Origin of the sequence: Aromatoleum toluolicum, from assembly GCF_012911005.2 — a bacterium.
GTDB lineage: Bacteria > Pseudomonadota > Gammaproteobacteria > Burkholderiales > Rhodocyclaceae > Aromatoleum > Aromatoleum toluolicum.
In genome coordinates this window covers 37,994-48,862 of sequence record NZ_WTVS01000044.1, presented here as the reverse complement: position 1 = coordinate 48,862, position 10,869 = coordinate 37,994, and the positions used below count along the sequence as shown (strand labels likewise).

The 10,869-nt window shown below is 65.7% G+C and carries 8 protein-coding genes and 2 pseudogenes; 2 read left to right on the top strand and 8 right to left on the bottom strand.

The genetic code is table 11. The features are described from left to right. From GPA27_RS18925 to GPA27_RS18895, 8 genes and pseudogenes are all read right to left on the bottom strand, one after another. Positions 1–138, bottom strand: a pseudogene (locus GPA27_RS18925) (nitronate monooxygenase); the annotation flags it as partial. A gap of 15 nt (positions 139–153) precedes the next feature. Beyond that, positions 154–1,761: an AMP-binding protein gene (locus GPA27_RS18920; protein ID WP_169142046.1), complete on the bottom strand. Its 1,608-nt coding sequence runs from the start codon at positions 1,759–1,761 to the stop codon at positions 154–156. A 32-nt stretch (positions 1,762–1,793) separates the two neighbouring features. Beyond that, a complete protein-coding gene (locus tag GPA27_RS18915; RefSeq protein ID WP_169142045.1) occupies positions 1,794–2,972 on the bottom strand; it encodes a CaiB/BaiF CoA transferase family protein in 1,179 nt (392 codons plus the stop codon). Between the two features lie 19 nt (positions 2,973–2,991). Then, on the bottom strand, positions 2,992–3,903 hold the full coding sequence (locus tag GPA27_RS18910; protein ID WP_373322778.1) for an acyl-CoA dehydrogenase family protein: 912 nt from the start codon (positions 3,901–3,903) through the stop codon (positions 2,992–2,994). Further along, a pseudogene (locus GPA27_RS29515) lies at positions 3,904–4,143 on the bottom strand (acyl-CoA dehydrogenase family protein); the annotation flags it as partial. It abuts the gene before it with no gap. A 93-nt stretch (positions 4,144–4,236) separates the two neighbouring features. Beyond that, a complete protein-coding gene (locus GPA27_RS18905) occupies positions 4,237–5,325 on the bottom strand; it encodes an acyl-CoA dehydrogenase family protein (RefSeq protein WP_169142043.1) in 1,089 nt (362 codons plus the stop codon). A 40-nt stretch (positions 5,326–5,365) separates the two neighbouring features. Then, a complete protein-coding gene (locus tag GPA27_RS18900) occupies positions 5,366–7,546 on the bottom strand; it encodes a 3-hydroxyacyl-CoA dehydrogenase NAD-binding domain-containing protein (RefSeq protein ID WP_169142042.1) in 2,181 nt (726 codons plus the stop codon). A gap of 35 nt (positions 7,547–7,581) precedes the next feature. Beyond that, positions 7,582–8,790, bottom strand: coding sequence for an acetyl-CoA C-acetyltransferase (locus GPA27_RS18895; protein WP_169142041.1), 1,209 nt, complete (start codon positions 8,788–8,790; stop codon positions 7,582–7,584). A gap of 280 nt (positions 8,791–9,070) precedes the next feature. Between GPA27_RS18895 and GPA27_RS18890 the strand changes: the two genes are divergently transcribed. Continuing rightward, a complete protein-coding gene (locus GPA27_RS18890; protein WP_169142040.1) occupies positions 9,071–9,766 on the top strand; it encodes a TetR/AcrR family transcriptional regulator in 696 nt (231 codons plus the stop codon). 224 nt (positions 9,767–9,990) lie between these two features. Beyond that, positions 9,991–10,524 carry a DUF4124 domain-containing protein gene (locus tag GPA27_RS18885; RefSeq protein WP_076602016.1) on the top strand — a complete coding sequence of 178 codons (534 nt, stop codon included), beginning with the start codon at positions 9,991–9,993 and terminating at the stop codon, positions 10,522–10,524. The last annotated feature ends 345 nt before the right edge of the window (positions 10,525–10,869 follow it).

Sequence of the window (10,869 nt, the reverse complement as noted above, 5' to 3'; positions counted from 1 at the left end):
GGCGTTGAGGGTGGGGAAGGTGCCAACGACGCCGGCCTTGCACTGCGCGATCACGAGTTCCGGGCCGCTGGCGAGGAACATCGGGGAGCAGATGAGGGGCAGCGACAGGCGCCCGGCGAGAAGTTCAGGAATGGGCATGGGCGCTCTCCGGGCTCATTGCAAGGCGCCGATCGCGACTTCGCGTGCCCAGGGATAGTTCGCCTTGCCGGCGGCAGAGCGTTTCACCTCCGGCACGAGGACGATGTCCTTCGGGATCTTGTAATTGGCGATGTGCTGCTGGCACAGCGCCCGCAACTGCTGCGGATCCAGACACAGGCCGGGACGGGGTGCGACGACCGCGACGACCTTCTGGCCCCAGCGCGGGTCGGGAAGGCCGACGACGAGGGCATCGAGCACATCCGGGCTCATGCGCAGCACTTCCTCGACCTCTTCCGGGAAGACCTTTTCGCCGCCGGTATTGATGCAGTTGGAGCCACGCCCGTAGATGATGATTGCGCCGTCATCGGCGAGCTTCGCGGCATCGCCGGTGAGAACATAGCGCTTGCCATCCAGGGTGACGAAGGTCTGCGCAGTCTTCTGCGGATCGCGGTAATAGCCGAGCGGCAGGTAGCCGCTACGCGCGAGGATGCCCGGCTCGCCGGGGGCGGCAAGGCGGTTGCCGTCGACCACGACGGCCAGATCGGGGCGCGCGGCGATCCGGATCATGCCGCCGTCAGCGGGTTTGCTGCCCAGTCCGAGCTGCCCGCTTTCCGACGAGCCCATCCCGTTGCTGAAGTAGACGTTGGGGGGCAGGTAGGCCTTCAGGCCTTCCTTGATGTGATCGGAAAGTACGGCGCCACCGTTACCGAACACGAAGAGGGCAGACAGATCCCAACGGTTCGGGTGGGCGTTGAGCGCGTCGAGCAGCGGCAGCGCCATGGCGTCGCCAACGATGGTGAGGCCATTGACCCGTTCGCGGATGATGAGATCGAGGATGTGCTCGGCGTTGAAATGATGCTGATCGTTGAGTACCACCGTGTGACCAGCAAACAGCGACACCATCGTTGCCCAATGCGCCGCGCCGTGCATGAGGGGGGCCACGGGCATGAAGCGCATCGGTGCGGCCTTGCGGATGCGGTCGGGGAGCTGCTCCGGTGTGGCGATCGGCCCCTCGGCCGGGACGTATGAGGCACCGCCGCCGAGGCTCCCGAAGAAGAGGTCCTTGTGCGGCCACATCACGCCCTTCGGCTTGCCGGTGGTGCCGCCGGTGTAGAGGAGGGAAATGTCGTCGTCACGGCAGTGCACCGCATGCAGCACTGCAGGGTCGCCAGTCAGGGCCACGTCGTAGGAGGTCGCGCCGGCAAGGGCGGGCGTGCCGCCTCCGGTGCGTACCTTCACGCGCAGCTCGGGTGCGGCATCGAGGGCTTCGGTAACGGCCGCTTCGAGGTCGGCGCTGTAGAACAGCGCCTTCAGACCGGCGTTGTCGTAAAGGTAGCGCAGCTCGTCTGCGACATAGCGGTAATTGATGTTGGCAGGGATGGCGCGTACTCGGCAGGCGGCGAGGAAGGCCTCGAGGTACTCGGCCGAGTTGTACATCTGCAGGCCCACCACGTCGCCCGGGCCGATCCCCTGTCCGTGCAGCCAGGCGGCGAGCCGCTCGACGCGCTGGGCCATCTGGCCGTAGGAGTGGCGCCTGTCGCCGATCACGAGCGCATCGCGCTCGGGGACGGTTTCAGCCGTGATTGCAAAGAGATCGGCCAGGCTGAAGCTGCGAGGGGTCATGATGTCTCCGATGTAATCGTTGTTGCGGCCGATCAGGAGATCGCGCCGTCGGCCTTGAGTCGCTCGATGGCCTCGTTGGCCCAGCAGAGCTCGCGCAGGATTTCTTCGTTGTGCTCACCCACCGCAGGCGGTTGGCGGTCGAGGCTGAAGCGGTAATTGCTCATCTTCACGGGGAAGGCGAAGTAGGGCGCGCTGCCGCCGTCGGGCAGCGGGGTGTCCACGGTCATCCCGCGTGCCTGCGTATGCGGGTGGGCCAGCACCTCGTCAATGCGTAGCACGGGGCTGACACAGGCATCAACCCCGTTGAAGGCGGCCATCCACTCGGCGAGCGTGCGGCGCTTGATGATTGCCGCGACCTGAGCCTTGACGGCGGGGCCGGCCTTGCCGGAAGCCCAGCCGCTCTTGATGAGCTCCGGGCAGCCCGCGGCCTGGCAGAAGTTTTGCCAGAACTTCGGCTCCAGGGCGCCAACCGCGAGATGCCGGCCATCCGCCGTTTCGTACGTCCCATAGCAGGGCAGGGCGCCGCTCAGCGTGTCGTGTCCGGCCGGGATCGCACGCTGGTACGTGTGGAGGCCGGCGAGGGGCTGAACGTTGAGCGCCATCGCGCAATCGGTCATCGATACGTCGATGAAGCGCCCTTCACCGTTGCGCTGCGCATCGAACAGCGCGGCGAGAATCGCCATCGCGGCGGACAGCGCGCCGCCGGCGAGATCCGCGATGGGGAAGTTGCCCGGATGGGGGCTGGCAGTTGCGGGAGCGCTTTGTTCAAGGATGCCCGCGTAGCTCTGGTAGTTGATGTCGTGGCCACCCAGGGCGGCGAGCGGGCCGTCCTGTCCGTAGCCGCTGATCGCGCAGTAAACGAGCCGCGGGTTGATGGCATGAAGGGCGTCGTAGCCGAGGCCGAGCCGTGCCATCACGCCGGGGCGGAAGCCTTCGACGAGGATGTCCGCGTCACGCACCAGCGCCAGGATCACTTCGCGCCCGCCCGGCGCCCTCAGGTCGATGGCGAGCGAGCGCTTGTTGCGATTCACCGCGAGGAAGAAGTGCGAAATGGGCGTGCCCTGCGGGCCGCGCGCCGCTTCGCCCGCGCCGGGCGGTTCGACCTTGATCACTTCGGCGCCCATGTCCGCCAGATGCAGCGTGCACATCGGGCCGGGCAGGAGCTGGGTGAAATCGAGTACCTTGATGCCGCTGAGGGGTTTCGTCGTCATGGGGGCGTCCTCTTCCGTCTCAGGTGCGATCGAGTTCGCGGAACGGCACGTTGCGGTCCGTGCGAATCTCGCCCGGCAGGCCTAACACGCGTTCGGCGATGACGTTGCGCAGGACCTCGTCGGTGCCGCCCGCGATGCGCGCGCCCGGCGAGCCCAGCCACAGGCGCTGCAGGTAGCGCCAATTGCCACCGAGCACTTCCGAAGCGAGCAGCCCTTCCGGACCGGCAAGTTCCATTGCGAAGGACGAGATCTCCTGCATCGCCTTGGCGGCGACAAGCTTGGTGATGGACATCTCGGGGCCGGGCGTCTTGCCCTTCGACAAGGCGGTAAGGCCGCGTGAGATGATCAGCGACACGCCCTGCTGGTCGAGGTAGGCGTCGGCAATGCGCGCGCGTACCCGCGCGTCCTCGATCGCCGGACGCTCGTCCCAGACGCAGATCCGGGCGAGCTCGATAAGCTGCCGGTGCAGGTCGGTCGGAAGGTTGCCGCCGACCGACAGGCGTTCCTGCATCAGCGTGCTCAGCATCACCTTCCAGCCGCCGCCCTCCGGGCCGAGGCGGTATTGATCGGGGATCCGCACGTCGGTGAAGAACACCTCGTTGAATTCCGAGTCGCCGGACATCTGGTGGATCGGGCGGATCTCGACGCCCGGGGCCTTGAGGTCGACGATGAACATCGTGAGCCCGTCCTGCTTGGGCTTGTCCCGGTCGGTGCGCGCGAGGAGGATGCCGAAGTCGCCGAAATGCGCCGACGAGGTCCACACCTTCTGGCCATTGATGACCCATTCGTCGCCGTCGCGCATCGCGCGCGTGCGCACCGCGCCGGTGTCCGATCCCGCGCCGGGCTCGGAGAAGAGCTGGCACCAGATCTCCTCGCCCGCGAGGCCCGGGCGCAAGAAGCGCGCCTTCAGTTCGGGGGCGGCCCAGCGCATGACGGTAGGCAGGCCCATGCCGATGCTGACCTCGAAGATCATCTGTGGCACGAGGTAGGCGGCTTCCTCCTGCTGGTAGATCACCTGCTGCATCGCCGTGCCGCCCATGCCACCGGCTTCGCGCGGCCAGGTGATCGCGGCATAGCCGGCCGCAGCCTTCTTCGCCTGCCAGGCCTTGGCGAGGGCGAGCTTCGCGGCCTCGTCGAGACCTTCGCCAAACGCTTCATCGGGGCGCGTGCGGCGTTGCCCGTTCGCAGACAGCCAGTTGCGCACTTCCGCGCGGAAAGCGGCTTCGTCGGGGGAATCGTTGAAGTCCATGTGTCGGTCCTCCGCTTACGCGGCCTCCTTGATCAGTTCGTCGGCGAGGCGGGCGCGCCAAGCGTGTTCGCTGCCGATCAGTTGCGCGAGGTGGCGCGCGCGGCGGTAGTAGAGGTGGCAGTCCATTTCCCAGGTGAAGCCGATTCCGCCGTGCAGTTCGATGCCTTCCTCCGCCGCCAGAAGGAAAGCGCGGGTGGCCGCGACGCGGGCTGCGGCCGCCGCCCTGGGCAGCTCCGGCGCGTCTGACGAGAGGGCCCACGCGCCGTAGTAGGCATGCACCCGGGCTAGCTCGATGCGTGTGAAGATATCCGCCATCTTGTGCTTGAGGGCCTGGAAGCTCCCGATCTGGCGGCCGAAGGCCTTGCGCTCGAGCGAGTAGTCGCGCGCGAGTTCCAGAATCCGCGCGGCGCCGCCGACCTGCTCGAAGGCGAGCAGAACGGCCGCCGCGTCGAGCACGCGCGCAGCGACGGCCGCGCCCTCGGCAGTCTCCAGCCTTTCGGCCGGCGTTCCGGAAAACTCGATCTGCGCCAGCGGGCGCGTCGGGTCAATGGTCGGCAGCGCCGTGCGGCGCACGCCCTGGCCGTTGAGGTCGACCACGACGAGATCGTTGCCGACCTGCAGCACTGCGATCTGAGCAATGGCACCGTCCGCCAGGATCGGGCTGGTGCCGTGGAGACGCTGGCCGTCGAAATTGAGCGGGCTCGGTGCGCGGTAGCGCTCGGTGCTCGTGAAGGCCGCAGTCGCGATGACTTCGCCCTGTGTGATTCCTGGCAGCCAGCGCCGCTTCTGCGCTTCGCTGCCCGCACGCAATAAGGCCTCGGCGGCCCGGTAGATGCTGGACGACAGCGGCACGGCGGCGAGGTGGCGTCCGGCTTCCTCCGCCACCAGGCACAGTTCCAGATAGCCGAGGCCGGCGCCGCCGTAGACCTCGGGAATCGCCGCGGCGGCGGCGCCCATGTGGATGAGGTTCTGCCAGACCTTGGTCGAGTGGGTCGCCCGCCCTTCGAGGACTTCGCGTACCGCTTGCGAGGTGCTGTTCTCGGCGAGCATGGTGCGTACCGCTTCCTGCAGGAGGCGCTGGTCGTCGGAAAAATCGAAATTCACGTTGTGCTCCTCACTATGGGGGCGTGCAGGTGGGCGTCCGTCAGCGCGCCGCCGCGGGCGGGGTGACCCGCCGCGCGCCGTAGAAGGTCTGACCTTCCGCGGCCATGTCGCGCAGCAGTTGCGGGGCGGCGTACTGATTGCCGTAGCACGCCGCGAGGCGGTCGCATTCGCTGACCACACGTTCGATGCCGATGGTGTCCATCATCGAGAACGGGCCACCGAGGTAGGCCGGGAAGCCGACGCCGAGGATTGCCCCGACATCACCGTCGGCCGGGTCGATCACGATGCCGTCGGCCATCGCCTTGGCGGCATCGACGAGTTGTGCGTAGAGCATGCGCGCCTTGACCTCCTCGACCGTCGGCTGCTCGGCGAGCAGCGGGAATAGCTCGGCCAGCCCCTTCCACAGGCGCTTGCTGCCGTCGGCGGCATAGTCGAAGAAGCCCTTGCCGTTCTTGCGCCCGTGGCGCCCCAGTTCGCCGACCAGCTTCTCGACGAGGCGGAACGTCGGCGTCTCCTTGAACGCTGCGCCTTCGTCCTTCTTGCGCTGCTGGCTCGCATGGTAGGCAGTGTCGAGCCCGATCTCGTCGGACACCGTGAGCGGCCCGACCGGGATGCCGGCCATCTTCGCGGCGTTCTCGATCAGCGCAGGATTTACCCCCTCGGTGACCATCGCGAGGCTCTCATTGACGTAGGCGCCGATGAAGCGGCTGGTGAAGAAGCCCGGCCCGTCGTTCACGACGATGGGGGTCTTCTTCATCGCCTGCACCAGATCCAGGGCGCGCGCGAGCGTTTCTGGCGAAGTCTTGCGGCCGCGGATGATCTCGACGAGGGGCATGCGTTCGACCGGCGAGAAGAAGTGCATGCCGATGAAGTCCTGCGGCCGCTCGCCGGCCTCAGCAAGTTCGGTGATCGGCAGGCCCGAGGTGTTCGACGCGATCACTGCATCCTTGGGCAGCACCGCTTCCAGTTTGTGCGTCACATCGGCCTTGATCGCGCGATCCTCGAACACCGCCTCGACGACCAGATCGACGTCGGCAAGGCCGGTGTAATCGGTGGTTGGATGGATGCGCGCGAGGATCGCGTCGGCCTTCTCCTGCGTCATGCGCCCCTTGGCGATATCCTTTTCGAGGCGCTTCACGGAATAAGCCTTGCCCTTGTCGGCGCCGGCCTGGTCGCGGTCGACGAGCACCGTCTCGATGCCGAGCTTGGCGCAATGGTAGGCGATGCCCGCCCCCATGAGCCCCGCACCGACCACGCCGATCTTGCGGAAGGTGGTCTTCGGGACGCCTTCCGGGCGGTGCATCAGCTTGTCCGCCTTGCCCTTGTTGATGAACAGGGTGCGGATCATGTTGCGCGACACGGGGTCGAGCTGCAGCAGCGTGAAGTACTTGGCCTCGACCTCAAGCGCCTTGTCCATGGGCAGCTGCGGGCCCTCGTACAGGCACGACAGGATGGCCTTCGGCGCGGGCAGATTGTGATAAGTCTTGGCCTGCAGCATCGCATTGCTGACGACGAGCATCTGTGCGATCGCCGGCGTCATCGGGCCGGCGCCGCCCGGCACCTTGAAGCCCTTCTTGTCCCACGGCTGCACGGGGTCGCCTTCCTCGACCAGCCAGCGACGGGCTTCGGCCTGCAGTTGGTCGGCCGGCACCACCTTGTGCACCAGCCCCATCTTGAGCGCCTTCTCCGCGCTCAAGGCCTGGCCTTCCATGAGCACCGGCACGGCGGCCTGGATGCCGACGAGGCGCGACACGCGCTGGGTGCCCCCGCCGCCGGGCAGCAGCCCCACCTGGACCTCGGGCAGGCCAAGCTGGATGCCTTTGCTGTCGGCGACGACGCGGTAATGGCAGGCGAGTGCGATCTCGGTGCCGCCGCCCAGCGCGGTGCCGTTGATCGCGCAGGCGACGGGCTTGCCGCAGGTTTCCATGCGACGCAGCAGCTTCGACAACGAGGCATTGCGTGCCAGGCGCTCGGCTACCGGCGTGTCCTGGGCTTCGAGCGAGGCCTCGATTCCCTTCAGATCGGCACCCGCGGCGAATACGGGTTTGCCGGAAGTGAAGATCGCGCCCTTGATGGCGTCGTCCTTGACGAGGCGTTCGACCGCCGCCTCCATCTCGTCCATGAACTTCATGTCCATCGTGTTCATGGCACTGTCCGTGCGGTCGAAGAGGAGGGTGGCGATGCCGTCGGCGTCCACCGCGATATGGATGACTTCAGTCATGATCAGGTCGATTCCTTGAATAGTTCCGGTGGCGCTCAGACGAGCTCGATGACGGTCGCCGTGCCCATGCCGGCTGCTTCGCACAGCGTGACGAGGCCGGTGCCGACCTGGCGGCGTTCCATCTCGTCGAGGAGGGTGCCGAGGATCATCGCGCCCGTCGCGCCGAGCGGATGTCCCATCGCGATCGCCCCGCCATTGACGTTGATGCGGTCGTGCGGCACGTCGAGGCGCTCCATCAGACACAGGACGACCGACGAGAAGGCCTCGTTCAGCTCCCACAAGCCGATGTCGGAGGCGTTCATGCCGGCCTTCTTCAGCGCCTTCTGCGCGGCGAAGCTCGGCGCGTCGAGCATCAGCGTCGGCTCCGATCCGACGGTCGCCACCGACCGGATGCGCGCGCGCGGCTTGAGGCCCGTGCGCGCACCGATGTCCCGGTTGCCGACGAGCACCGCCGCGGCGCCATCGACGATGCCCGAGCTGTTGCCAGCGTGGTGCATGTGATTGATCGCTTCGAGCTGCGGGTACTTCAGCAGCGCGACGCCATCGAAGCCGTATTGCGTGCCCATCTCCAGGAAGGAGGGCTTCAGCGCCGCGAGCGATTCGACGGTCGTATCCGGGCGGATCGCTTCGTCCTGCGCCAGCACCGGCAGGCCGAGCACATCCTTTACCGGCACCACGGAGCGGGCAAACCAGCCGTTCGCCCACGCCTGCGCGGCGCGTCGCTGGCTCTCCACCGCGTAAGCATCGCACTGCTCACGGGTGAAGCCGTGCAGCGTCGACAGCAGGTCGGCGCTCACCCCCTGCATCGTGAAATACATCTTGAAGGCCACCTGCGGATCGAGCGCCATCGCACCGCCATCGCTGCCCATCGGCACGCGCGACATGCTCTCGACGCCTCCGCCGATCGCCATGTCGATCTGCCCGCTGGCAACCTTGGCGGCTGCGAAGTTCACCGCCTCCAGGCCGGAACCGCAGTAGCGATTCACCTGTACACCGGGCACGCCGTGATCGAAGCCGGCGACCAGGGCAGCAACGCGAGCGATGTTGCCGCCCTGTTCGCCGACCGGGCACACGCAACCGAGGAACACGTCCTCGACCAGAGTGGAGTCCAGCTGATTGCGGTCGCGCACTGCCTGCAGCATTTGTGCTGCGAGCTGCACGGGGGTGATCTCGGCGAGCGCACCGTCGGCCTTGCCTTTGCCGCGGGGGGTGCGCACATGGTCGTAGATGAAGACGTCCGTCATGACAATCCTTTGTTCGGGTCGTGAGTCGAAAACGCCGGCCTGCCGTCAGCTTCGATCGCCACGTGTTACACACGAGCGTGGTCACGGCAGGAGGTTCGGGGGAATCCTAGGCCACGGACGGGATGAGCAACAAAATCTGAGCGCTAACCCGAACAATGCTTCGCTATACTTCGCAAGTCACTGTATTGAAATGCACTTTGTGCAATGCAGAAAACCGAACAATTTGGGCAAATAATCTGATGGGGCGCCGGCAACGGGCTTACGCATGGGAGCGAGCGCAATGAGGAAGGGGACGGGGCAGGCTGCAAAGCGTGCGGGCACCGAGGCCACTCATGAGCGCGCGACGCCGTCCCAGGCGCGCGCGCGTTTCACGGTCGAAACCATCCTCGAAGCGGCGAGCGAGATCCTGCGGGTCGAGGGCGTCGACGCGGTCACCACGCGCAAGATCGCGGCGCGCGCCGGCGTATCCGTCGGCGCCGTGTATCAATACTTCCCGAACAAGGAAGCGATCCTGATCGAGATCAGCAAGCGCATCATGGATGAGGAGTCCGAAGCGGCATCACCGGAGCTCTTCCGCCTGCACCGCAAGTCGCTCGACGAGATGCTGCAGGCGCTGTTCCGCAACACGGTGCGCACCGAAACACGCCTGTATTCGTTGGGGCGGGACTTCTACCAGCGCTATGCCCGCCACATGCAGTTCGGCCGCGCACAAGGTCTGGGCCGTGGTTCGCGAACCTCGGCCGAACTCGTCGGAAGCATGGAGCTTCTGCTCAAGCAGCACGCCGACGATGTTGGCGAAGCGGACACGCAACTGGCGTCCTTCATGCTCGTGCGTGGCATGCGCAGCATCCTCGCAACCCTTGTCGAGGAGCGCCCGGAATTGCTGCAGTCGCCAGCGCTCGTGCCGATGCTGGTGCGCATCGCGCGCGCGATCAACGATTCGCGCGAGGATCCAGCGGGGCAGGGCGGGCGATGAACCGGCTGCTTCGATCGGGAACCTACCGGATGGCCCGGCCAAGGCCGACCTTGGGTCGCTGGCCCGTGTCGGGCGGCAATGCGACGATCACGTGCCGTTCTCCTCCTTGTGCCGGTCAATGAGTCAAACGACGGGATGTCGTATCCCTCGCAGTCACAGTGCTTGGCAGCTAGGATGCCATGCACTTAAGATGCAGCGCGAATCTTCATGTACCCGGAGGTCACTTGGTAAACGACTGGGAATTGTCGAAGAGTGTCGAGCGTACGACAAACCTCCGCACGACGAAGGGCGCTGTGCTAAAGGCGATCGTGCTGTTCGTGATCGCCGCGCCGGGCATGGGCGCATGGGCGCAGAATCTTCCACCGCCTTCACGAACGGTTTTCAGGTGTGAAGTGGATGGCAAGGTGACCTACTCGGACTCCCCGTGCCTGGGCGCGCGCAAGATAGAGGTCGAACCCACACGGGGGGTAAGCAAGTTATCGGGCAGTGAACGCGTTGGCAATGACGTTCGCCTCGAACGGCACCGCGAAATCATGGCCGACGCACTAAAGCCGCTCACTGGCATGGACGCGAAGCAGATGGATGTCTATCGGCGACGGATGAAACTTGAACCCACCGATCGGCAGGAATGCCACGACTTGGATGGCAACCTCGCGACTATGGAGCAGCGCGAAAGGCTCGCCTCCGGACCGCAGCTCTCATCTATCCAAGGCGCATTGCTAAAGCTGAGGCTTCGCTATCGCGAACTTGGGTGTTAGACGAACTGACTGGAGGCCCCCATTCAAGAGCCAGCGCCTCACCTGACGCACGACAAACGGAAGCACCTCGGCCGTACCTGACACTCACGGTTCACCTCAATCCGCGATCAACAGCAGCTATGCGGAAACGACTCCCAATAGCGGCAGCCGGCCAGAAGCAGTCAGTTGTTGTTACATTTCGTATATGTGTCGAGAAACTTTACAAGTATCTTGAGGCAGTCGTTGCCTGCAGCCCTTGGGACCTATTTTGTTATGCGAAATCTAGGGCTTAGATAATCGTCATGTCATTGGCCTGCCATTTGCTTCGGCTCCGATAGGCCGCCTTCTGGCTCGAATCGTGGATGA

What these genes read in the sequence shown, in the direction of transcription:
- GPA27_RS18920 (WP_169142046.1), bottom strand. Translation starts at nt 1,761, where the DNA reads ATGACCCCTCGCAGCTTCAGCCTGGCCGATCTCTTTGCAATCACGGCT.
- GPA27_RS18915 (WP_169142045.1), bottom strand. Translation starts at nt 2,972, where the DNA reads ATGACGACGAAACCCCTCAGCGGCATCAAGGTACTCGATTTCACCCAG.
- GPA27_RS18910 (WP_373322778.1), bottom strand. Translation starts at nt 3,903, where the DNA reads ATGCGCTGGGCCGCCCCCGAACTGAAGGCGCGCTTCTTGCGCCCGGGC.
- GPA27_RS18900 (WP_169142042.1), bottom strand. Translation starts at nt 7,546, where the DNA reads ATGACTGAAGTCATCCATATCGCGGTGGACGCCGACGGCATCGCCACC.
- GPA27_RS18895 (WP_169142041.1), bottom strand. Translation starts at nt 8,790, where the DNA reads ATGACGGACGTCTTCATCTACGACCATGTGCGCACCCCCCGCGGCAAA.
- GPA27_RS18890 (WP_169142040.1), top strand. Translation starts at nt 9,071, where the DNA reads ATGAGGAAGGGGACGGGGCAGGCTGCAAAGCGTGCGGGCACCGAGGCC.